Source organism: Streptomyces sp. NPDC053048 (assembly GCF_044547045.1).
Classification (GTDB): Bacteria; Actinomycetota; Actinomycetes; order Streptomycetales; family Streptomycetaceae; genus Streptomyces.
In genome coordinates this window covers 289,639-311,475 of the sequence record NZ_JBITZS010000007.1, presented here as the reverse complement: position 1 = coordinate 311,475, position 21,837 = coordinate 289,639, and the positions used below count along the sequence as shown (strand labels likewise).

Genomic DNA, 21,837 nt, shown 5'->3' with positions numbered 1-21,837 from the left:
GCTCCTCACTGCACCGGCCGATAATCCGAATTGCTCGGAATTGTCTGAATAGCACAGTACAAGCGAAGGCCCGGGGCCACGCCGAAGCGCGCCCCGGGCCCGGGTCCTCCGATCAGGTGGCCCCCTGCGTCATCCGCAGCAGTGAGGCCACCAGCCGGTCCACGTCCTCCCCCGTGTTGTAGAGGGCGAGCGAGGCCCGCGCCGCGCTCTCCACGCCGTAGTGGCGCAGCGAGGGCTGGGCGCAGTGGTGGCCGGCGCGGACGGCGATGCCGTCCCGATCGAGCCGATGGGCGATGTCCGCCGGGTCGTGGCCCGCCAGGGTGAACGTCAGCACCGCGATCCTGCCCGGTGCCGAGCCCAGGATCTCCAGGCCCGGCACCGCCCCCAGGGCCTGCTCGGCGTAGGCCAGCAGGCCCTGTTCGTAGGCGGCGACCGCCTCGCGGTCGAAGCCGGTGAGCCAGTTGATCGCCGACAGCAGCCCGGCGACGCCGGAGATGTGCCCGGTCCCGGCCTCGAAGCGGTGCGGCACGGGCGCGTACGTACTGCCCGTGAAGTCGACCTGGTCGATCATGTTGCCGCCGCCCTGCCACGGCGGCATGCCCTCCAGCAGTTCCGGCCTGCCGTAGAGCGCGCCGATGCCGGTGGGGGCGAACAGCTTGTGCCCGGAGAACACGTAGAAGTCCGCGCCCAGCTCCCGCACGTCGACGGGGAAGTGCGCCACCGCCTGTGCCCCGTCCACCAGGACCTTGGCCCCGTAGCGGTGGGCGAGCGCCGCCATCTGCTTCACCGGTGGCACGGTGCCCAGCACGTTCGACGCCTGGCTGACGGCGACGAGCTGGGTGCGGAAGGAGAGCAGGTCGGCGAAGGCGGCCTGGTCGATGCTGCCGTCCGCGAGCAGCGGGACCGGTATCAGCCGCGCCCGTTTCTCCTTGGCGAGCAGCTGCCAGGGGACGATGTTGGAGTGGTGCTCCAGGCGGGGCACCAGGATCTCGTCGCCGGGGCCGATGTTGGCCCGGCCCCAGGTCTGGGCGACCAGGTTGATCGCCTCGGTGGTGCCGCGGGTGAAGACGACGGTGTCGGGGGACTCGGCGCCCAGGAAGTCCGCGACCGCCGCGCGCCCCGCCTCGTACGTCTCCGTGGCCTCGCGGGCCATGGTGTGGGCGCCGCGGTGGATGTTGGAGTTGGCGGCGCTGTAGTAGGCGGCGAGCGCCTCGACGACCTGGCGCGGCTTCTGGGTGGTGGCACCGTTGTCGAGCCAGACGAGCGGATGGCCGTTGACGGTGCGGTGCAGGACGGGGACGTCCCGGCGGGCGGCCTCCGGGTCGAATCCGCCGGCGCCGCGCGGCGGGGTGGACTGCGGGGCCGTCGCGGGCGTCGCGGGAGCGGCCTGCGCCGCGGGGCGCTCGTACGCCCGCGGGTTCGCCTGGACCGGGACCGGGCTCTGCCCCGTCGGCGGGGCCGGCATCAGGTGCTCGTACACCCGAACGTCAGGAATAGTCATGGTACTTCGACACCTCGACGTTCTGGAGGACCGCCGCCGCGTCCTCCACCAGCACCGCCGCGTTGAAGTACGCGGTCAGCAGGTACGAGGTGATGGCCTTCTGGTCGGTGCCCATGTTGCGCATGGACAGGCCCGGCTCGACCTCGTCCGGCACGCCCGCCGGGCGCAGCCCGATGACGCCCTGCTCGGCCTCGCCGGTGCGCATCAGCAGGATCTGGGTGACGCCGGCGCTGCCCGCGCCCGCGAACGGCACCTTGTCGGAGGGCAGCAGCGGCACCCCGCGCCAGGTCAGCAGTGGGCTGCCGAAGCGGGTGTCCACCACCGGCGGCACGCCCCGGCGGGTGCACTCGCGGCCGAACGCGGCGATGGCCTTGGGGTGGGCGACGAAGTAGCCGGGCTGCTTCCATACCCGGGAGAGCAGCTCGTCCATGTCGTCGGGCGTCGGCGCACCGGTGCGGGTCTGGACGCGCTGGCCGGGGGCGATGTTGTGCAGGAGGCCGAACTCGGGGTGGTTGAGGATCAGCGACTCCTGGCGCTCGCGCAGCGCCTGGACGGTGAGGTCGGCCTGGACCCGGGTCTGGTCCATGGGCGCGTTGTAGAGGTCGGAGACCCGGGTGTGCACGCGCAGGACGGTCTGGGCGAGGCTCATGTGGTACTCGCGGGGGGTGTCCTCGTACTCGACGTACGTCCCCGGCAGGTCGACCTCGCCGACGTGCCCGCCCGCGAGATCCACCGGCACCTCGGAGCCGGGCACGGGCCCGTCCCCGGCGATGTGGGCGTCCAGGGCGCCGCGCAGTGCGGCGTCCCGGTCGGCCAGCGCGTTGAGCGCGTCGAGCCCGACGGTCAGGGCGACACCGGCGGTGAGCGCCTTGACCCGGAACGGCAAGGGCTGACATCGGGTCCAGGCGTCGAGGTCGAAGAACTGGCCGTCGCCGATGACCTCGAGCAGCGCGTCCTCGCCGTAGCGCCCGGTCACCCGCTTCTCGGCGCGGCCGACGACGATCAGCCACAGCTTGTCGCTCGTCCGCCCCTCGTCGGCCATGACCTGGCCGGCCTCGAAGGGCACCTCGGTGAACGCGCCGGCGAGCTCCGCTAACAGGCCCTGCTCGGCGCCGCGGAGGAAGGGCAGTTCGCGCAGGTCCTCGGGGACGACGTGGTGGGAGCCGCCCTCGTTGTAGGTGCTGATGCGGTCGTCGCCGAGGATGAACGTCCGCCTGCGGTTGACGCGGTAGACGCCGGACTCGACGTCGACCCAGGGGAGCGCGCGCAGCAGGTAGCGCGGCGTGATGCCGCGCATCTGCGGGGTGGTCTTGGTGGTCGTGGCCAACTGCCGTGCGGCATCGGGCGCGAGACTGAGCCGGTCGTTCATGGAGGTCCCCTCCTCGAAGGGCCCGCGCGGAAGGGTCCGGCGCGGGCGACGAGGACCGATCGTCCGGTCGGGAGCCCGGGGTCACAAGGGCGCTTATCCGAGCGCAGGTCCGAAAGTGATCGAAAACTTGAGCACGGGTATTGGTGTGCGGGCGGTGGGGGTGAAGGTCCGGACCACGAGACGACCGGAATTGACTGCGGCCGGTGCCGGCGGGGCGCGTTCGCCGTGCACTTCCGCCTCGTGCGCGGCCTGAATCGCTCGGCTCCCACCGGACTCCGGGCCGTGTGGCGGCCTCGGCCGCGGAGGGTGCGATCCGGCCAACCGCCGTGCGGCGTGGTTCCGTACGACGTTCAACTGCCGGGTGAGCAGGGCGAATTCGGCTCGTGTGGTGCCGGTGACCCGGTTGGCGGACGGCCGCGGGGCGGTATGCGCAGAAGGTGGGTCCTTGGGTGGTGTGTTCCGCCGTGAGCAGGGGAAGGGTGGCGACAACACTCCTTATTACGGGGCAATTTCAGCGGAGTGACATTGGCTAATTCGCGTTTGCTGCTGACCTTGCGCCCCTCTCCGGGTCTCATGGACCATGGAACCTCACGTAGAAACGTGGGCAATCCATGCATTCCTCCGCATAAGCCGCGCCCATCGGGCCGCCGGCGCAACCGTCACTCTCGACGCAGGGGGTTCGTGCGCACCATGGCTGAGGATCCGACCGGCTCAAAAGCACCCACGGTCGCCGTCGCGGGCGCCGACTTCGGCTGGGGCAGCTCGGGCAAACTGAGCGCCGTGGTCACCGCGTTGCGGGCGCGCTCGGTGCGCCCGCCGCGCTTCGTGGGGCTGGCCTCCTCGCTCGGCCGCCCGGTGCTGGCGGAGCACGGCATCGACCGGTGGTACGACGTGCCCGCCGACGACCCGGCGGCCGTCGCCGAGGTCGTACGGGCGGAAGGGGTCACCGCCGGGCTGGTGGTGCTGGAGGGTCCGGCCGCGATGGCCCTGGAGGCCGCCGGGGTGCCCACCGTCTTCGTCGACAGCCTGCCGTTCCTGTGGACCGAGGGCGACCTGCCGGGGCTTCCGCTGGACGTCTCCGTCTACTGCGCCCAGCGCTGCGTCGAACTGCCTCCGGAATGCCGGGACGTGCTCGCCTCGGTGGCCAACCTGCACTGGGTCGGCGCGGTCGTCGCCAACGGCCGTATGCCGGACAGCCGTATGCCGGGCGACCGGCTGTCCGGTGATCGGCTGTCCGGCGGCGGCCCGTCCGCCACCGGGCGCGCCCCCGACGGCCTTGTGCGCCGTGCGCTGCTGAACCTGGGCGGGCTGCGCTCACCGCACCTGCCCGACTGGACCCGCTATCCGCGGCTCGTCGTCCCGGCGGCGCTGGCCGCCCTCGAGGCGTTCGGCGTGGAGGAGGTCCACGTGGCCGGCAACGTGCCGGACGGGATCGTCTCCGGCCTGCGGCCCGGCAGCGGCCCCGGCAGCGCGCTGCGGGTGACGGCCGGGCCGCTGGGCCACGGCGCGTTCCTCGACCGGCTCGCCGACTGCGACGTGCTCGTCACCTCGCCCGGCCTGACCACCCTGCTGGAGGCCGGCGCCCTCGCCGCACCCGTGGTGTGCCTGCCGCCGCAGAACCTCAGCCAGATCTTCAACGGCCGCTTCCACAGCAGTGCGGTCGGCGCGGACGTCCGGGTGCGCTGGCCCGACGAGGTCTTCCGCGAGGAGAGCGTGCTGGAGAACCGGGCGAGCGAGGACACGGCACTGCGGATGATCTACGGCGGCATCGCCGGTGCCGATACCGCCCGGGTGCGCCCGGCACTGTCCCGCGCGCTGCTCGCCGCTCTGGGCCGGGCCCGCGACGGCGCCGACTGGAAGGGCCTCACCGACGCCGTCGGCACCGACGGAGCCGACCGGGTGGCCCGGCACGTACTGACTCTGATGGCACGAGCGGCCCACCACTGACCGCCACCGGCCGACCCGTGCAGGAAGGCACGCCCTCCATGAGCGAACGGCAGCCCGAGCAGTTCGACAAGTCCGCTCGATCCGCACCATCCGCACGATCCCTACGACCCGCCCGGCGCGAGCGCTACCTCTTCATCAGGATCCTCGAAGCCTGCAACGCCGACTGCTTCATGTGCGAGTTCGCGCTCTCACGCGACTCGTTCCGCTTCTCGCTCGACGACTTCCGCGAACTGCTGCCCCGCGCCCGCGAGGCGGGCGTCGGCTACGTACGGTTCACCGGCGGCGAGCCGTTGATGCACCGGGATGTGGTGGACCTGGTGCGCGTCGGCACCGAGGCCGGCATGAAGATGTCGATCATCACCAACGGCATGATGCTGCCCCGCCGGATCGAGCAGCTGGCGGACGCAGGGCTCGCTCAGATCATCGTCAGCCTCGACGGTTCCTCCGGCGCGACCCACGACGTCTACCGGCGTTCGCCGGGCATGTTCGACAACGGTCTGCGCGGTCTGCGCGCCGCCGCCGAGCTCGGTGTGCTGCCGAGGGTCAACACCGTCGTGGGCCCGCACAACTACACCGAGATGCCGCGCCTGCAGCAGGTGCTCACCGACGCGGGCGTGCGCCAGTGGGAGCTGTCCGCGCTCAAGCTGGAGCGCACCGTCCGCTACCCCGACCCCGACCATGTGCGCGCCGTCTGCGACCCCGTCTACGACGCGGACCCGGAGCGGACGCTCGTCCCACTGGGCAAGCGGTTCTACGGCGACACCCCGCGGGAACAGGAGCGGTACTTCGCCGACTCGGTGACCCCCCGGGCCGCGGAGCCGCTGTGCCACGTCGTCGACGACGTGATCTACGTGGACGGCAAGTACGGGCGGATGTACGCCTGCAGCTGTCTGCCGCACCGCGACGGGGACGAGCCGGGCGGCGCGCCTCTGCGCGAGGGCGGTGTCGTCCTGCTCGACACCCCGGCCTTCCGCACCCACGCCGACTACTTCCGCGAACAGGGGCCACGCGTGTGCGGCGGCTGTTCCACCACGGCCGCCGGCTACAGCGACGACGTCGCCCGGATGGGGGCCGTGCCGCCGTGGAGCTACTGACGTCCGCCGCCCGAGCCGGTACCCACCAGCCGGAATCACACCCACCAGCGCCCGGAGGACGCATGCCCCGACCGGTCCCCGCCGACCCCGCGCGGCCCGGCACCGCACCGCCCGGACGCCGGGTGCTGCTGGTCGACCGTCCCGGCCGGCTCGACTCGCTGACGGCCCGGCGGCGGATCGCCGCGCACCTGACGGAACTCGCGCTCGTGCGGGAGGCTCGGGAGACTCGGGAGGCCGGCGACGAGGCCCCGCCCGCCGACGCCGCACTCGTCTGCGACGACCCTGTGGCGGCCGGGGAGCTGAGCGGCGCCGGGGTGCCGGTCGTGTACGTGCACTCCGGTCACACCACCGGCGCCCTGCCGGTGACGGCGGCCGCCTCCCGGCACGCGCACGTGCCGGGCTGGCTGCCGGGCCCCGCCCCCGGTCGGGCGGACTCCGTGCGGGCGGCCGGGGTCCTCGCGCCCGCGCGGCTGAGCCGCGACCGGGCGCGCTCCGGATGTCTGTTGCTGCTGTCGGCGTGGGAGGCGGCGGAGCCGGAACTGGGCGCCTACGCCGAGGAGGTGGTGCGCCCGCTGGTGCTGCGGGCGGTGGACCGTAGCGGCGGCTGCACGGTGGTGTACGACGCCGGACACGACCGCCTCCACGCGGCGCTCGCCCCGCTGCCCGGCGTGACCCTGCTGCGGGCCGCCGACGCGGACGCCGACGCCCTGCACGCCTCCGCCCGCGTCTTCCTCGCCTCCCCCACGCTCACCGCCGTCTCCCTCGCCCAGGCGCGCCGGGCGCCGCTGGCGTTCCTGCCGCCGCTGGGCCCGGTCCAGGACGACCTGGCCCGGCGCGTACGGCAGGTGGTGCCGGTACCCGTGGCCGGCGAGGAGGGGCACGACCGGCACGACGCGGATGCGGGCGGGTACGGGGGCGACGGTGACGGGGACGACCTGTGGGCCGGCGTCGACCCCGCCACGGACGACCTGCGGGGCGCTCAGCGCGTCGCCAGAGCGGTCCGCCAGCTCGTCCTGGCCCCCACGGGCCCCTGACGAGCCCTGCGGGCCCGACGGGCACCCCCGCCCCCGTACTGACCGTGCCGAGCCCACCATCACCGCGTCGAGACTGGAGCCTTCATGTCCCACACGTTCGCGGAGAACGGCGACACCGCACCCCCCGAAGCCCCCGCCCACGCCCCCACCCCCGCACCCCTGCGGCCCGAGGTCCCCGACGAGCAGTGGAACGACTGGCGCTGGCACATGCGCAAGCGCATCACCACCGTGGAGAAGGCCCGGCAGTGGATCAGCCTGACCCCCGACGAGGAGAAGGCGATCGCCGGCTCGGCGGGCAAGTACCGCTGGTCGGTCACCCCGTACTACGCCTCCCTGATGGACCCGCACGACCCCGCCTGCCCCGTCCGCCAGCAGGCCGTGCCGGCGCTCGGCGAGCTGATGGAGCACGCCGGCGCGGAGGTCGACCCGGTGGGCGACATGGTCTTCCGCAAGACCAACCGCGTGGTGCACAAGTACCCCGACCGCGTCATCATGCTGATCACCGAGGCCTGCCCGGTCTACTGCCGCCACTGCACCCGTAAGTTCCACACCACCGCCGTCGACGGCACGTACTTCGAGCGGAACGAGGGCGAGGACTTCGGCGAGGACCTGCGCTACATCGCCGAGCACCCCGAGATCCGCGACGTCCTGCTGACCGGTGGGGACCCGCTGTCCTACCGCGACGGCAAGCTGGAGGAGATCGTCTCCGCGCTGCGGGCCATCCCCAGCGTCGAGATCATCCGGATCGGCAGCCGCTTCCCCGTGCTGCTGCCGCAGCGGATCACCGATGAGCTGTGCGCGATGCTCGAGCGCTACCACCCGATCTGGCTCAACACCCACTTCAACCACCCCAAGGAGATCACCCCGGAGGCCGAGCGGGCCGTGGACCGGCTGCTGCGCCACGGGATCCCGGTGGGCAACCAGACCGTGCTGCTGCGCGGCATCAACGACGACCTGGCGACGATGCGCACCCTGATGACGGAGCTGCTGCGCATCCGCGTCCGCCCGTACTACCTGTACCACTGCGACAACGTCACCGGCGTCTCGCACTTCATGACCTCCGTCGAGAAGGGCTGGGAGATCATGGAGGGCCTGCAGGGCCACATCACCGGCTTCGGCGTGCCCCAGTACGTGCTCACCACCCAGCTCGGCAAGATACCCATCTCCCGTCCGTACCACCGGCAGACGCCGGACGGACTGCTGCTGCGCAACTACAAGGGCGAGCAGATGCTCGTCGACGAAGCGGCATATCCCGTCAGGGAAACGGAACCCGTCGGGAAGACCGAACCCGTCCGGGAGACGGAACCCGTCGGGGAGACGGAACCCGTCGGGGAGTCCGAGCCCGTCGGGAAGACGGAGGGGGACGAGGGGCGATGACGTTCGACAAGCGACTGGGGCTGCGGTTCCTTCCCTACGGCGCCAACTACCTCGACTGGGACGACATGAGCGAGCTGCGCCATGCCGTCGAGCACAAGGTGCTGTTCCGCTACCAGACCGAGACCGAGAGCATGGCGAGCCGGCTGGAGCGCACGGTGGCCCGCGAACTGGACGCCGGGCACGTGCTGGCGGTGCACAACTGCACCGAGGCGCTGCGGCTGGCCCTGGTCTCCACCAGGCCCCGCGTCGGCGACGTCGTCCACATCCCGGCCGTCACCTTCGTGGCGGTCGCCGGGGCGGTGCTGGCCACCGGGCTGATCCCGGTGCCGGTCGACGTGGACGACACCTTCTCCCTGGACGCCTCCCTGCTGCCCGACGACGCACAGCGGGTGATCGTCGCGCACATGGAGGGCACCGTGGCGCCGCTGCCGGAGGGAGTGCCCTACGTCATCGAGGACACCGCGCAGGCGCTCGGCGCGTCCTTCCCCGACGGCCGCCGCGCCGGCACCCGCGGCTACGCCGGCACCTTCAGCTTCCACCACAACAAGGTGCTCACCTCCGGCGAGGGCGGGCTGCTGGTCACCAACGACGAGCGGGCGTGGGAAGTGATGCGCTGCTACCACGACCACGGCTCCGCCCGGCAGCCCGGCCGCTACCCCACCTGGAACGAGGACGCCTACTGGGGCGAGAACTTCGTCACCAGCGAGGAAGTGGCGGCCATCCAGCTGCAGCAGTTCCGCCACCTCCCGGAGATCCTGGCCGGACTCGAGCGGCACTACGCCATCGCCCTGCAGGAGCTGCCCGACCGGCCGGACATCGAGCTCATGCCGCGCTCGGCGGGCGACGCCAAGATCAGCATCCGGTTCCGGCTGGCCGACCGGGACCTGCGCGACGCGGCTGTGGCCCGTCTGACCGGTCAGGGCATCGCCAACTGGACGCTGGGCAAGTACCTGCTGCCCGAGCACCCGGTCCTCAAGGGCCGCCGTTCCCTGTACGCGGACGGCTTCCCGTGGAACCTGGCCGACGGCGTGCCGCGGGCCCTCAGCCACGACGGCTTCGCCCGCACCCGCTCCCTGCTCGACCGCACGCTGTGCGTGCCGCTCTCGCCCGAACTGACCGAGCAGGAGCAGGCGGTGGCCGCCAAGGCCGTGCGCCAGGTCCTGGAGTCGCTGTGAGCGTCGCACGCGCGGCCGCCGGGCAGCAGCCGACGACGAAAGCCGCGCCTCTGCGCCGCGCGGGCGGAGAAGCGAGCGAAGAAGAGGCTGTGAGCGTCGCACGCGCGGCCGCCGGCCCCGGGCTGCTGATGGCGGACGACCGGGCGTCGTCCTTCACCCGCTACGCGGCCCGGCACCGCTCGCGCGACCTGGTGCTGCTGCGGTTCGAGGAGGCGCGCGGCGACCTGGCGCCGGACTACCTGCGCGAGACCGCCCACCTGCCGGCCTTCTGGGTGCGCGAAGGGGTGCCCCTGGAGGCCGAGGCGGACCGCTACCTGGACTGGATCGCGGACCTGCCCGTCCCGCCGACCCGCTTCTGCAACCCCTCCGAGCCCCGCCAGCACGTCGCCCAGCGCTTCGCCGCGCTCGTCGGCCTGCCGCACCTGAGCGAGCGGCAGGTGCGGTGGGTGCGCGACAAGGCCGCGATGAAGGACAGATTCCGTGAACTGGGGCTGCGTACGGCCGAGTACGCGCGCGTGGGCACACCCGCCGACATCGAGCGGTTTGCTGCCGCCCACCGCCGTCCGGTGGTCCTCAAGCCGGTGGACTCCTTCGCCTGCGTCGACACCTATCTGCTGCACGGCCCCGAGGACCTGCGGACCGTGGACCTCACGGCCCGGGAGTGGATGGTCGAGGAGTACCTGGGCGGCACCGAGTGGGAGGCGTGCGCCCTCGTCCTGGGCGGCGAGGTGCTGGACGTGTGGCCCAGCGCGATGCCCTGCCGGCCGCTGGACATCGTCGGCGGTGCGATGAACGCCAACATCAGCGTCGGCGCCGGACCGGGGCCGGGAGTGGACACGGCGGCGCTGGTGCGCCGGGTCGTGACCGGCATGGGGATCGACCACGGCTACGTCCACATGGAGTTCTTCGAGATCGACGGCGAGGCCTACGCGGGGGAGGTCGGCGTGCGCATGGCCGGCTGCGAGATCGCCGCGAACCACGGCCACGCCTACGGCTTCGACGTCTTCGGCGCCACCGTGGACGTCTACACCGGCCGCAGGCCCGCCCTGGCGTACGGCAGGCGGCGCTGCGTGGGCGACCTGCTGCTGCCCCTGCCGCGCTCCGGCACCGTCTCCCGGGTCACCTCGCGCGAGGAACTGCTCGCCCTGCCGGGCGTCATCGACGCCGTGGTGCGCTTCGCCCCGGGGGACCGGGCCGCGTCCCGGCGCGCCTCGCACAACGCCTCCGGACACGTCCATGTGGAGGGCGACACGGCGGCGGAGGTGGAAAAGCGCATGCGGTACGTGCTGGAAGCGTTCAGCATCGAGATCGTCCCGCCCGCGCGCCGGGCCCCGGACGCGGAAGAGGCCATGAGACCGTCCGCCTGAACCCCCGCCGAAACCGCACGAGACCCCGCCGGGCAACGCCCCGGCGCGCGACGACGAGACGACGACGAGACGACGACGAACGGAGAACGCGGCAGCGATGATCGGGACGTCCCGGCGATTCCTGCGCCTGCTCACCCGGCAGCACGTGGCCGGCCCCGCCGGATGGAGCGTGGTCTCCCGCCTGCCCGTCTACCTGATGTCCCTGGCGATGGTCCTGGTGGTGCGCGAGCAGGGCGGCAGCTACGCCCAGGCCGGACTGGTGTCCGCCCTGTACACCGTCGGCATGGCGGCGGGCAGCCCCGTCATCGCCCGCCGCGTCGACCGGGGCGGGCGGCGCGTCGTCCTGCTCACCACCGGAGTGGTGTACCCGCTGTCGCTGGGCCTGCTGGTGGGCGCCACCGGTCCGGCCGAACCCGCCCAGCTGGCGCTCGCGCTCGTCGCCGGCGCCGCGCTGCCCCCGGCGAACGCGTGCATGCGCTCGCTGTGGGCGCGCCTGCCGCTCGAGGACGACGAGCGCGAGCTCGCCTACCTGTGGGAGGCACTGCTCACCGAACTCCTGGTCATCGGCGCGCCCTTGATGCTCGCGGCACTGATGGTCACCGGCTCGGCGGGCGCCGCCCTCACCACGGTCGCCGTGATCGGCGGCGCCGGGGCGGTCGGCCTGGCCCTGACCCCGCTGCCCGGCGGCGTCACGCACCAGGACGAGCGGGCGGACGGCGACCGGCCGCGCGCGTTGCTGGGCCCGCTGCACGACCGCGGGATGCTCGTGCTCACCGGCGTCATGGCGGCGGCGGCCGTGCCGATCGGCCTGATGACGCTGGCCATCCCGGCGTTCGTCGACATCCACGGCACGCCCGGCCGTACCGGGCTCGTCTACGCCTGCTGGGGCATCGGCAGCGCGCTGGGGGCGCTGTGGCTCGGCCGTGCCCGGCCCGGTGGCCGGCCGGTGCACCAGCGCTTCCCCCTGCTGCTGCTGGCCTACGCGGCCGGGACCGCGCTGCCGCTGCTGGCCGGCTCCGAACTCACCCTGGCCGCGGCGCTCGCCCTGGGCGGCGCGCCCCTCGCGCTGGTCTCCGCGGCCGAGATGACCCTGGTCAGTTCGCTGGCCGACAGCCGGCTGCTGACCGAGGCCTTCACCTGGGCGTCGCTGGCAACCGTCGCGGGCGAGGCGGTGGGCCAGCAGGCGGGCGGGCTGCTGGTCGACCCACTGGGGCCGCACGGCGTCTTCGCCATCGCCTCCGGCACGGCCCTGCTGGCCGCGCTGGGCGCCTTCGCCTGCCGCCGGCTGCTCGCCGGGACACCCGAGCCCGTCATGGCGGCCGGCCCCCGGAGATCACCGCCAGTCCGTAAGCCCAATCCGTAAGCGCACCGCCCACCCGTAAGCCCACCGCACGAGAAACAGAACGTCCGTACCAGCTACCAGCACAGAACAAGGACAGAGGTCACCCCTGATGCAGTCCGCCGGCACCGATCAGCGCCACCTCACGCGACGCCCCCACCAGCCGCCGTCCGTCTTCCGCCCGGTCCCGCCCGGCGAATTGGACGACGCCGTGGCCGCGTTCCTGCGCGCACCGGAGAACACGCCGGTCCCGGTGGTCGTCGAGGGCCGGGCCGACCTCGCGCACAGCGTCGGTCTGGCCGCGCGGCTGTACGACGGCACCCTGCGGCCCGAGCCCGTCGACCACGGCGTGGTGCTCGGCCCCGAGGACCTGCCCCCCGCCGCCCTCGCCCTGGCCCGCCCGCTCGCCAGGACCTGGCTGACCCTCGACGAGCTGGAACGGCTGCCGCGCGAGTGCCGCGGCACCGCGCTGCTGGTGGCGACGTACGACCGGCTGCGCCTGGACCCGGTGCGGGCCCTGCTGCTCGCCACCTACCGGGCCGAGGACGCCGGGCTGTGCGTGCTCAGCGGACGCGACGCGGACTCGCTGCTGTGGAACGTGGCCAAGCAGTACGCCCGCACCGACAGCGCGCTGACCCGGCTGGGCCTGTTCACCGACACCGACCGTCCCACGCCCACCGACGACGTCCGCGTCTACGACGACCGTTCCTTCGAACGCCTCGACATCCAGAGCGAGATCCTCGCCCACCCCTGGCGCAAGCTCGTCTTCCAGGGCCACGGCAAGGACGACAGCATCAACCTCGGTGAGTTCACCATCTGCGGCCTGAGCGCCCTCGCCCCGCGCGACGACCGCCTGCTCGGCCCCCGCTGCGCCTACGGGTTGCCCTGCTACAAGCCCGAGGACAAGCTGGTGCCGCTCAACCGGGTCGCCGCCGCCGAGGTGGTCCTCAGCGCCTGCAACAGCGGCCCGCTGGCCGACCTCGCCCTGTACGACCCGCGTTACCAGCTGCTGCTCAACGCCCTGGACGGACCCGCCCGGACGGTCGTCTCCGCCGTCTCCGTCCACGACTCCGACCGCCCCGAGAACGTCGCCTGGCTGCGTACGGCCACCACCGGCGCCGACTCCGTGGACACCCTCAACGCCAGCCTGGCCGGCTCCCACCCCTACCCCGCGTTCATGCGCTTCGGGATGCCCGCCCCGGCCGACCCGTCCCGGCCCGCGCCGCGGCCCTCGGACCACCGGCCCGACGAGCTGCTGCTGACCGTCGGCCACCGGCTGACCGCGCTCCTGGCCGGGGAGCTGCTGCCGCACAACCACGCGCTGCGGCCCCGGCTGGCCAAGCTCGCCCGCAAGACCGACCAGTGGGTGGCGCGCCCCACGCACGCGGCCGACGAGTCCCCGGCGGCGATCCGGGCCTCCCTTGAGGCGGACCTGCAGTCCCTCGACCACGTCATCGCCCGGCAGGTCGCGGACAACCCCGAGACCGAGCTGATGAACTACCCCGCCCACTTCGGCGACCGCAGCCGGCTGGACGAGGACGTGCGCGAGGTGGTGTGCCACTGCGGCCGCCCCGCCCAGCGGTTCGTCCGGCGCGGCCTGCTGCCGCACGTCCTGGACACCGTCTGCGTGGTCTGCATGCGCTGCGGCGACGTGACGTTCCGGGTGCCCGACGCGCCCGAGCTGCTGGCGTACGCCGCGGACGAGGTGGAGCAGGGCGGGGTGCTCGAGGTGCGGGCCGAGCTCACCGCCGCCCGGCCGGGCCCGGTGCGGCTGGGCCTGTTCGTACCGACCTACCTGCGCGAGGACACCACCGTCGAACCGGCGCTCACCAAGGTCAAGGGCACCGACCGCGCCGCCGGGGACGTGACCTTCCGGGTGCGCTTCGCCCCGGACACCGCGCCGCAGGCCTACTACTTCACCGTCTTCGCCGTGCAGGACCTGGCGGTCTCCACCGCCAGGCGGCACTTCGGAGTCGTCCCCCGACGGAGCTGACGACCGCCGGCTCCGAACGTCGTCACCAAAAGGATGGCACTGATGGAGAGCACGACGCGCACGGGCAATCCGGAAGCCGGGGAGGGCGCCTCCCCGGAGATCCAGCTGATCGAGAACGACGGCGAGGTGACCCTGAGCATCGGCGGCGAGCAGGCCATGCAGGCCTGGGAGCGCGACCTGATGTGGGCCAGCGCCGACCTGCTGTGCCGGCACGGACAGGACTTCTACGAGGTCGGACTGGGGCTGGGCCTGTCCGCCCTGCGCATCGCCAACCATCCCGCCACCCGCAGCCACACCGTCCTCGAACTGTTCGGCGAGGTGGAGGAGTTGTTCCGGCGGCAGCACCCCGAGCTGCCGGACACCCTGTCCATCGAGCGCGGCGACTTCTTCGAGCGGATCTTCGAACTGCCCTCCGAGAGCATCGACGGTATGTTCTTCGACCCCGCCCTGGACATGGAGGTGTGGAAGGACGAGGGGCTGTGGGCGAGGGTCGTGCCCGAGATCGTGCGCGCCCTGCGCCCCGGGGGCGTGTTCATCCCGTTCTTCAGCACCCGGCCGGAACTGCGCTGGCAGTACGTCGACCACTTCCGCACCGTGCACGTCGAGCGCCACCGGTACCGGGCCTACGACACCACCGAATACACGTACGGAACCAGCGGCAACGCCTACATCCAGTGCTTCCACAAGGACTGAGGACTGAGGAACGCGGTGCACACGAGCCAAAGCAACGCCGGTCACAGCAGTGCCGCTCACAGCAACGCCGGTTACGGCAGCGTCGAGGAAGCGTATCTGTCGGAACTGCGCGAGACCTTCCGCAGCCCGTCGTTCTTCAACGCCCCGCGCGGCTTCCCCAGCCGGGAGCGGCTGGGTGTCTCCTTCACCGTCCGCGACCCGGTACGGCGCCAGGTGGCCCTGGCCCGGCGCCGGTCCAACCTGGTGTTCAACTTCGCAGAAGCCCTCTGGTACCTGTCCGGTTCGGCGTCGCTGGACTTCATCGCGCACTACGCACCCGGCATCCGCAAGTACTCCGCCGACGGCGTCCGGCTGACCGGCACGGCGTACGGGCCGCGCATCTTCCGCTACCCCGGGGGCGGCTCCGGCCCCCACCTGGACCAGTGGCGGACGGTGCGCGACGTGCTGGCCGAGGACCCGGACAGCAAGCGTGCCGTCATCCAGATCTTCGACCCCGCCGAGCTGCGCGAGCCCGGCAACATCGACGTCGCCTGCACCCTGTCGCTGCAGTTCCTCATACGGGAGGGAAAGCTGCACGGTGTCGGCTCCATGCGGGCCAACGACGCCTACCGCGGCATGGTCAGCGACATCTTCTCCTTCACCTTCCTGCAGGAACTGCTCGCCCGCGAACTGTCCCTGGACGTCGGCACCTATGTGCACCAGGTCGGCTCGCTGCACGTCTACGACAGCGACCTGCGGCAGGTGACGGCGGTCCTGGCCGAGGCCGAGAGGCGTCCGGCGCCGCCGGACGAGCCGTTCCCCGCCATGCCGCCGGGCGACAACTGGCCCCACGTCCGCGAAGTCCTCGCCCTGGAGGCAGGGTTGCGCGCCGACGCGCTGCGGCTCGGTGCCGATGACGTCCGCGCCCTGCCGCTGCCGCGCTACTGGCAGGACGTCGTGGCCCTGCTCGAACTGCACCGCCGGCTGACCTACGGGACGGCCGTCGGCGACTCCCTGCCGTCGCGGCTCCCGCCGCTGTACCGGCGCATGATGTCCAACCGGTGGCCCGGCTCCACAGCGCTCGCCGCCGCGTCCCCCGCCCCGGAGGTAATCAGGTGACCCTCACCCACAGCGACAGCACCCCCGAGCAGGCCCCCGGCTCCGTGCGCAGCGTCTTCCTCGCCGGACCGTTCATGGGCCTGCTCGACCCCGCCACCGGCGAGATGCCCGACCCCGCCCGGACCCCGTTCGCCCTGCTGATCCGGCACTTCGAGCAGCAGGGCCTGGAGGTCTACAACGCCCACCGGCGGGAGATGTGGGGCGCCGAGCTGATGGCCCCCGACCAGTGCACCGCCCTCGACCAGAAGGAGATCGAGAAGGCCGACGTCTTCGTGGCTCTGCCGGGCGCGCCGGCCTCTCCCGGCACCCACATCGAGATCGGCTGGGCGAGCGCCTTCGGCAAGCCCATCGTGCTGCTGCTGGAGGAGGGGGCGGAGTACGCGTTCCTCGTCCGGGGCCTGCGGTCGGTGGCCACGGTGGAGTACGTGCGCTACACCGACCTCGCCGGTGCCCTGGCGGACGTCGACGCCGCCGTGCGGCGTGCGGTGAGCCGCCGGGAGGCCGCGCTCACCGACGTCTAGACCGTGCCGGCCGGCCCGGTCCGGAGTCCGCTCCGGGCCGGGCCGCGTCGCTTGCCGCGTTCCCCGCCGGAAGGTGATGATGACACCCATGGGACATCTCGAAGTCGCGCATGTGGACTACTACTTGCCCGACGGGCGGGTGTTGCTCGCGGACGCCTCGTTCCGCGTCGGCGAGGGCGCGGTGGCCGCCCTGGTGGGCGCCAACGGGGCCGGCAAGACGACGCTGCTGAGGATCATCTCCGGCGATCTGCGCCCGGACGCCGGGACGGTGACGTCCAGCGGCGGGCTCGGGGTGATGCCGCAGTTCGTCGGCTCCGTGCGGGACGAGCGCACCGTCCGTGACCTGCTGGTGTCGGTGGCGCCGCCGCGCATCCGGGAGGCGGCCGCGGCCGTCGACGCGGCCGAGCACGCGATCATGACCGTGGACGACGAGGCGGCCCAGCTGAACTACGCGCAGGCGCTCGCCGACTGGGCCGAGGTGCGCGGCTACGAGGCCGAGACGGTGTGGGACGTGTGCACCTCGGCCGCGCTCGGCATGCCGTACGAGAAGGCCCAGTGGCGCAAGGTGCGCACCCTCTCGGGCGGCGAGCAGAAGCGCGTCGTCCTCGAGGCGCTGCTGCGCGGCCCCGACGAGGTGCTGCTGCTCGACGAGCCGGACAACTACCTCGACGTGCCCGGCAAGCGCTGGCTGGAGGAGAGGCTGCGCGAGACGCGCAAGACGGTGCTGTTCGTCTCGCACGACCGCGAGCTGCTGGCGCGCGCGGCCGCGAAGATCGTGAGCGTGGAGCCCGGACCCGCCGGCTCGGACGTGTGGGTGCACGGCGGCGGCTTCGGCACCTACCACGAGGCCCGGCAGGAGCGCTTCGAGCGGTTCGAGGAGCTGCGCAGGCGCTGGGACGAGAAGCACGCCCAGCTCAAGCGGCTCGTCGTGGACATGCAGCAGTACGCGGCGCGCAGCGACGAGATGGCCTCCCGCTACCAGGCGGCGAAGACCCGGCTGCGCAAGTTCGAGGAGATCGGCCCGCCCCCGGAGCCGCCCCGCAAGCAGGACATCCGGATGCGGCTGCACGGCGGCCGCACCGGCGTGCGGGCCGTGACGTGCGCGGGGCTGGAGCTGACAGGTCTGATGAAGCCGTTCGACCTGGAGGTCTTCTACGGCGAGCGGGTGGCGGTCCTGGGGTCGAACGGCTCGGGCAAGTCGCACTTCCTGCGGCTGCTCGCGGGCGAGGACGTGGCGCACTCGGGGACGTGGAAGCTGGGGGCGCGGGTCGTGCCGGGGCACTTCGCGCAGACGCACGCGCATCCGGAGCTGCTGGGCCGCACCCTGGTCGACATCCTGTGGACGGAGCACGCGCGCGACCGCGGCGGTGCGATGAGCGCGTTGCGCCGGTACGAGCTGGAGCGGCAGGGCGACCAGCGCTTCGAGAAGCTGTCGGGCGGCCAGCAGGCGCGCTTCCAGATCCTGCTGCTGGAACTGGCCGGGACGACGGCCCTGCTGCTGGACGAGCCCACCGACAACCTCGACCTGGAGAGCGCCGAGGCCCTGCAGGAGGGCCTGGAGGCCTATGAGGGCACCGTGCTGGCGGTGACGCACGACCGCTGGTTCGCGCGGTCCTTCGACCGCTTCCTGGTGTTCGGCGCGGACGGCCGCGTCCGCGAGACCCCGGAGCCGGTGTGGGACGAGGGACGCGTCGCCCGCGCCCGCTGAACGGCGGACTCCTGACGAACGAGAACAGCCCCTGATCCACTCTCGTGGATCAGGGGCTGTTCCCTGAAGCGGTAGCGGTGGGATTTGAACCTAAACCTGTGACCCGTTTCACCTGCGGTTTTTCCTGGGAACCGGACATAACGTGTCGTTTCATATGGGTGGACCCCTGTTGAGTACGGCTCCGAATCGCGCCGTGTTGCACGTGCAACACGGGGTTCGCGAGCTGTCCGGCGGTCGCGGTGGACGGCTGCTCCGTCGCCGTGGGGTGGTGCGTGAAGGGCATGGGTGGTGAGTTTGCGATCGATGTGATGGCCGACGGCTGGCCCAGACGCCCGCGCCCCGCCGTGACTCTGCGCAACCTCCACCGAAGTGTTCTGCTGGTGAAAATGAGGAAGCCCCGCCCGGTGTGTTGTCGGGCGGGGCGGAGTGCTGCGGGGGTTCAGCTACTGCGGGTCTCGTTGTCCGGGGCGGGCTGGGTATGTGGGGCAGAGCAGCCGGCGCGGCACGTATACAGCGTCAGGCTGGGGCCATTCGGCCGGTGAACGTACCAGGCTACGGGTCTGCTCACGAGGCGGCCGCAAGTGCGGCAGGTGGCGACGAAGTCATCGGGGGCCGTGGCAGCCGCCACCTCTGCGACGGTCATCCGGCCACCGCCGCAGAGTAGGCATGGGCTCCGGGGTACGTGTACCCGTACTCGAACCCCATGGAGGCCGCCACGAGGGCCACGCATCGTTGACGCTGCCGTTCGTGCTTGTCCAGCTCTTCTTGCCAGCGCTGCATGTAGAGGGGGACGAGCGGGCGCGTGCTCGGGGGGATGGGCATGGTTCTGGCCAGGACGTGAACGGGGATGGGCGTCCGAGGCGCACAGATGACGTGACGGCCGTCGGCCGGGGCGGAAGGGGGCTCAGCGGGGACGAGCGGCGGGATGGTCCTGGCGGTGCTGCGGCAGACGGCCCGGTGTTTACCGGCTGCGGGAAGTAAGAGGCGAAGCATCCATTCGAAGGTGCGGGCGATACGATCGCGCATGAGTCGGTCAGCTCCTACATAGCTGGTCGGCTAAGCCCCGGCAGACCGGTCGCAACGGTCTTTCGGGGCGCTTTTCGTTTCAGGGGGACGCTATTCCTACTCGTCTAACCTGTCTACTGGTCTGCCTTATCTGCACGTCTAAGTCATTGATCAATGGCCGGTTTGTCTACGCTCTGCCTATGCCTGAGCGTCCGAGTGACCCCCACGCCCCACGTGCCCCCTACATGAAGGTGCTTGCTGCCCTCGTCACGGAGATCGAGGCGGGGAAGTACGCGCCGGGTGCCAAGATTCCGTCCGAGGCGGAGCTGTGCGAGCGCTTCGGCGTGGCGCGAGAGACCGCCCGTCGGGCTGTGCGCGAGCTGCGGGAACGCGGGCTCGTCGAAACGGAGTGGGGCAAGGGCACGTTCGTGAGGCGCGCCGACAACGACGAGACGTGAGCAGCACCCAGGGCACGTTGCGCCAGTACTGAGCCAGTGGCCGGGCCGGAAGCCGCTTCGCTGCCGGCACGGTGCCGATCAAGGCGACCGTAGCGCGGCGGCCGTGGCGTTCGGTTCAGGTGCGGTCGGAGAGCGTGTCCCGCTGGCCGCTGAGTCTGTGGCCTCCGCATCTTCGAGTGGCTGTGGCAGGCTCCCCAGTACTCAGCGGAGTACCGGGGCGCCTTATGCGCGGAGCGGTGCGCTTACAGCCCGGCGTCGGGGATGCCTCGGTGGTCCACCCATGCCTGCGTCGCTTCGGCCATGGCCGCGAGCCACGCCTCATCCGGGTTTTGTTCGGCAAGGCGACGATGCATGCGCAGATCGGCCGCAGCGAACACGTCGATCGCCTTCGGGTCGGCACTCGACCATGCCGTGCAGCCGGCGGCCCAGGACTCGGCGGACTCGGGGCTGTGGCCGGCGGAGATCAGTTGCACGACGAAACAGGCCGGGTCGATGAAGCCGGGCCCGCGCGTAGGCCACGACCAGTCGATAATCCACGCACCCGCTTCTCCTACCGTCAGGTTGGACGGGTTGATGTCGGTGTGCAGTAGGGCATCACCACGGAGAAGCGCCAACTCGTCTTCGCTGCTCACGTAGGCGTCCCACCGGTCTTCCCGCCAGTCCCGTGCGACGTCCGGCAGCCCCAGGCTCGCGGCCCGGTTGAGGAGGTCAACGGCAAGGGGGAGATCCGGTGAGCCCGGCTCGAAGCCAAGGCCGCGCTCCTCGATGGCCTCGAAGCCGAGGATGATCCACCCGGCGTCGTCTCCGTCAACGCTCCACAGCAGTCGGGGCGAGAGAGGTTGTACGTAGGGGTTGATTGCCCGTTCCCGGAGGATGGAGTCCTTCCGCCCCCCGGGATTGTTGAACATCGCCTTGACGAAGAACCGCCCCTTCTCGCTGTCGATGATCGCAGCGAAGTCGGAACTGAACCCCCGGGCCGGAACCCGAACGTGGGTGACCTTGCCGGTGTACGGCAGGATCAGATGCCTGAAGTGGCCGTCGGGCAGGTCATCCACGTCGGGGCTCCTCGGTTACGTCAGTTCCTGGGCTTGCATTCGCTGCCCGGCGCCCCCGGTCGGCACGCATCGTTCGGGCTGCACCTCGGGTCGCATGGGTTCTTCGGGACGCAGTCGGGGTTACACGGCTGGTTCTGGCCCTGGTCGTTGTCCTTGTCCTTCTTCCCCCAGTCGGCTCGGAGGGAGTCAACGGCCTCGGAAAAGGCGGGACCGCTCAGGATAGAGGCCAGCGAGGCGTCACGGACGTTGCCGACACCCTTCCAGGTGGAGAAGACGCACGGCGCGACGGTGCCGGTCGGGTCGATCACTGCCCTGCCGTCACCACATCCTCCACACAGGCCGGCCGCATCCGGCTTCTGGCTACTGGACGCTCGTCCGAACTCCCGGACGTGGTCCGCGCCGATCCGCTTGACGCCGAGCGATTCCAGGTCGCGGCGTGCTTCGGTGATCTGTTGTTCGGAGTCGGCGACGATTCCGGCGCGCAGCGGTATGCCGAGCTGCACGGCCTTGCGGATGTTGGCCCGGGTGCGGCCGTGAGAGCGGCGGCCAGTCCGCGCGTTGTGCTCCTCGGCCTTGGCCGAGTAGTAGGAGGTGGCCAGGGACAGGCCGTCGCGCTGGAAAAGTTCCCAGCGCTTCGGCGGGACGTGGACGAGGTTGCTGTACACCTCTACGCGCAGGCCGATCGTCAGCGCGTGGTCCACCAGTTCCGAGAAGTCGGGGTGCATGGTCGGCTCGCCACCGATGAACTGCACGTCGGTGACGCCGTAGCCGGCGGCTTGGTCCAGGGCGCTGATCCAGTCCTCGCGGGTCATGGTGCCGTGGGTGCCCTTCGGCCCGGACTCGTTGTAGCAGTGGCTGCACGAGAGCTGACACTGTCGTGTCAGGTCCAGCCACAGAAACCCGGTGGTGGTCTGCTCGACGGGTAACGCTGTCGCCATGCTCTTGCCCTTTCGCTCGTTGACCTGGTCAACGCGGGGCTTTCCCGGCGTCGTCGTGCACTTGCCGACCCGCCCGGCCGCGACCGTCCTCACCTAAACGGGGCGACCGGGCGGGGGTGGTTCCCGCCCAGGCGGAACGGACCTCAACCGAGTACCGGGGCGGGG

General features: G+C 71.8%; 18 protein-coding genes. 13 read left to right on the top strand and 5 right to left on the bottom strand.

The window, feature by feature from the left end:
* Positions 1 to 112 precede the first annotated feature (112 nt).
* Positions 113 to 1,501 (bottom strand): SufS family cysteine desulfurase, encoded by a 1,389-nt coding sequence (locus ACIG36_RS20750; RefSeq protein ID WP_399929656.1) that lies wholly within the window; start codon positions 1,499 to 1,501, stop codon positions 113 to 115.
* Positions 1,488 to 2,870 (bottom strand): family 2B encapsulin nanocompartment shell protein, encoded by a 1,383-nt coding sequence (locus ACIG36_RS20745; protein ID WP_399929653.1) that lies wholly within the window; start codon positions 2,868 to 2,870, stop codon positions 1,488 to 1,490. The genes ACIG36_RS20750 and ACIG36_RS20745 overlap by 14 nt, the downstream gene beginning before the upstream one ends.
* Positions 2,871 to 3,560: 690 nt before the next feature.
* Here ACIG36_RS20745 and ACIG36_RS20740 point away from each other — a divergent pair.
* The 12 genes from ACIG36_RS20740 (at position 3,561) to ACIG36_RS20685 (ending at position 18,216) form a co-directional block, all read left to right on the top strand.
* Complete coding sequence (locus ACIG36_RS20740; RefSeq protein ID WP_399929650.1) at positions 3,561 to 4,817, top strand: hydroxymethylcytosylglucuronate/cytosylglucuronate synthase; 1,257 nt, start codon at positions 3,561 to 3,563, stop codon at positions 4,815 to 4,817.
* Positions 4,818 to 4,855: 38 nt separating this feature from the next.
* The gene (gene blsE, locus ACIG36_RS20735; RefSeq protein WP_399929647.1) at positions 4,856 to 5,911 is read left to right on the top strand and encodes a cytosylglucuronate decarboxylase; all 1,056 of its coding nucleotides are present in this window, start codon (positions 4,856 to 4,858) and stop codon (positions 5,909 to 5,911) included.
* A 62-nt stretch (positions 5,912 to 5,973) separates the two neighbouring features.
* A complete protein-coding gene (blsF, locus tag ACIG36_RS20730; RefSeq protein WP_399929644.1) occupies positions 5,974 to 6,945 on the top strand; it encodes a CGA synthase-related protein in 972 nt (323 codons plus the stop codon).
* 84 nt (positions 6,946 to 7,029) lie between these two features.
* On the top strand, positions 7,030 to 8,322 hold the full coding sequence (gene blsG / locus ACIG36_RS20725; RefSeq protein ID WP_399929641.1) for an arginine 2,3-aminomutase: 1,293 nt from the start codon (positions 7,030 to 7,032) through the stop codon (positions 8,320 to 8,322).
* Entirely contained in the window at positions 8,319 to 9,497 is a 1,179-nt protein-coding gene (locus ACIG36_RS20720) for a DegT/DnrJ/EryC1/StrS family aminotransferase (protein ID WP_399929638.1), read from the top strand. The genes blsG and ACIG36_RS20720 overlap by 4 nt, the downstream gene beginning before the upstream one ends.
* Positions 9,498 to 9,586: 89 nt before the next feature.
* On the top strand, positions 9,587 to 10,864 hold the full coding sequence (locus ACIG36_RS20715; protein ID WP_399929637.1) for an ATP-dependent carboxylate-amine ligase: 1,278 nt from the start codon (positions 9,587 to 9,589) through the stop codon (positions 10,862 to 10,864).
* A 97-nt stretch (positions 10,865 to 10,961) separates the two neighbouring features.
* Positions 10,962 to 12,227, top strand: coding sequence for an MFS transporter (locus ACIG36_RS20710; protein WP_399929635.1), 1,266 nt, complete (start codon positions 10,962 to 10,964; stop codon positions 12,225 to 12,227).
* A gap of 88 nt (positions 12,228 to 12,315) precedes the next feature.
* Positions 12,316 to 14,196, top strand: coding sequence for a hypothetical protein (locus ACIG36_RS20705; RefSeq protein WP_399929632.1), 1,881 nt, complete (start codon positions 12,316 to 12,318; stop codon positions 14,194 to 14,196).
* Between the two features lie 42 nt (positions 14,197 to 14,238).
* Complete coding sequence (locus tag ACIG36_RS20700) at positions 14,239 to 14,889, top strand: class I SAM-dependent methyltransferase (RefSeq protein ID WP_399929629.1); 651 nt, start codon at positions 14,239 to 14,241, stop codon at positions 14,887 to 14,889.
* Between the two features lie 15 nt (positions 14,890 to 14,904).
* Positions 14,905 to 15,987 (top strand): thymidylate synthase, encoded by a 1,083-nt coding sequence (locus tag ACIG36_RS20695; protein WP_399929626.1) that lies wholly within the window; start codon positions 14,905 to 14,907, stop codon positions 15,985 to 15,987.
* The gene (locus ACIG36_RS20690) at positions 15,984 to 16,508 is read left to right on the top strand and encodes a nucleoside 2-deoxyribosyltransferase (protein ID WP_399929623.1); all 525 of its coding nucleotides are present in this window, start codon (positions 15,984 to 15,986) and stop codon (positions 16,506 to 16,508) included. The genes ACIG36_RS20695 and ACIG36_RS20690 overlap by 4 nt, the downstream gene beginning before the upstream one ends.
* An 88-nt stretch (positions 16,509 to 16,596) precedes the next feature.
* On the top strand, positions 16,597 to 18,216 hold the full coding sequence (locus ACIG36_RS20685; protein ID WP_399929620.1) for an ABC-F family ATP-binding cassette domain-containing protein: 1,620 nt from the start codon (positions 16,597 to 16,599) through the stop codon (positions 18,214 to 18,216).
* A 639-nt stretch (positions 18,217 to 18,855) separates the two neighbouring features.
* Here ACIG36_RS20685 and ACIG36_RS20680 read toward each other — a convergent pair.
* Positions 18,856 to 19,038: a hypothetical protein gene (locus ACIG36_RS20680; RefSeq protein WP_399929617.1), complete on the bottom strand. Its 183-nt coding sequence runs from the start codon at positions 19,036 to 19,038 to the stop codon at positions 18,856 to 18,858.
* A 383-nt stretch (positions 19,039 to 19,421) separates the two neighbouring features.
* Between ACIG36_RS20680 and ACIG36_RS20675 the strand changes: the two genes are divergently transcribed.
* On the top strand, positions 19,422 to 19,679 hold the full coding sequence (locus ACIG36_RS20675) for a GntR family transcriptional regulator (RefSeq protein WP_399929614.1): 258 nt from the start codon (positions 19,422 to 19,424) through the stop codon (positions 19,677 to 19,679).
* A 242-nt stretch (positions 19,680 to 19,921) separates the two neighbouring features.
* Here ACIG36_RS20675 and ACIG36_RS20670 read toward each other — a convergent pair whose 3' ends face one another.
* Both ACIG36_RS20670 and ACIG36_RS20665 read right to left on the bottom strand, forming a co-directional pair.
* On the bottom strand, positions 19,922 to 20,734 hold the full coding sequence (locus ACIG36_RS20670) for a protein kinase (RefSeq protein WP_399929611.1): 813 nt from the start codon (positions 20,732 to 20,734) through the stop codon (positions 19,922 to 19,924).
* Positions 20,735 to 20,754: 20 nt separating this feature from the next.
* Positions 20,755 to 21,672 (bottom strand): radical SAM protein, encoded by a 918-nt coding sequence (locus tag ACIG36_RS20665; protein ID WP_399929608.1) that lies wholly within the window; start codon positions 21,670 to 21,672, stop codon positions 20,755 to 20,757.
* Positions 21,673 to 21,837 lie beyond the last annotated feature (165 nt).

Excerpts from the sequence above, each read along its gene's own strand:
- ACIG36_RS20750 (WP_399929656.1), bottom strand. The coding sequence starts at position 1,501 with ATGACTATTCCTGACGTTCGGGTGTACGAGCACCTGATGCCGGCCCCG.
- ACIG36_RS20745 (WP_399929653.1), bottom strand. The coding sequence starts at position 2,870 with ATGAACGACCGGCTCAGTCTCGCGCCCGATGCCGCACGGCAGTTGGCC.
- ACIG36_RS20740 (WP_399929650.1), top strand. The coding sequence starts at position 3,561 with ATGGCTGAGGATCCGACCGGCTCAAAAGCACCCACGGTCGCCGTCGCG.
- blsE (WP_399929647.1), top strand. The coding sequence starts at position 4,856 with ATGAGCGAACGGCAGCCCGAGCAGTTCGACAAGTCCGCTCGATCCGCA.
- blsF (WP_399929644.1), top strand. The coding sequence starts at position 5,974 with ATGCCCCGACCGGTCCCCGCCGACCCCGCGCGGCCCGGCACCGCACCG.
- blsG (WP_399929641.1), top strand. The coding sequence starts at position 7,030 with ATGTCCCACACGTTCGCGGAGAACGGCGACACCGCACCCCCCGAAGCC.
- ACIG36_RS20720 (WP_399929638.1), top strand. The coding sequence starts at position 8,319 with ATGACGTTCGACAAGCGACTGGGGCTGCGGTTCCTTCCCTACGGCGCC.
- ACIG36_RS20710 (WP_399929635.1), top strand. The coding sequence starts at position 10,962 with ATGATCGGGACGTCCCGGCGATTCCTGCGCCTGCTCACCCGGCAGCAC.
- ACIG36_RS20705 (WP_399929632.1), top strand. The coding sequence starts at position 12,316 with ATGCAGTCCGCCGGCACCGATCAGCGCCACCTCACGCGACGCCCCCAC.
- ACIG36_RS20700 (WP_399929629.1), top strand. The coding sequence starts at position 14,239 with ATGGAGAGCACGACGCGCACGGGCAATCCGGAAGCCGGGGAGGGCGCC.
- ACIG36_RS20685 (WP_399929620.1), top strand. The coding sequence starts at position 16,597 with ATGGGACATCTCGAAGTCGCGCATGTGGACTACTACTTGCCCGACGGG.
- ACIG36_RS20680 (WP_399929617.1), bottom strand. The coding sequence starts at position 19,038 with ATGCCCATCCCCCCGAGCACGCGCCCGCTCGTCCCCCTCTACATGCAG.
- ACIG36_RS20675 (WP_399929614.1), top strand. The coding sequence starts at position 19,422 with ATGCCTGAGCGTCCGAGTGACCCCCACGCCCCACGTGCCCCCTACATG.
- ACIG36_RS20665 (WP_399929608.1), bottom strand. The coding sequence starts at position 21,672 with ATGGCGACAGCGTTACCCGTCGAGCAGACCACCACCGGGTTTCTGTGG.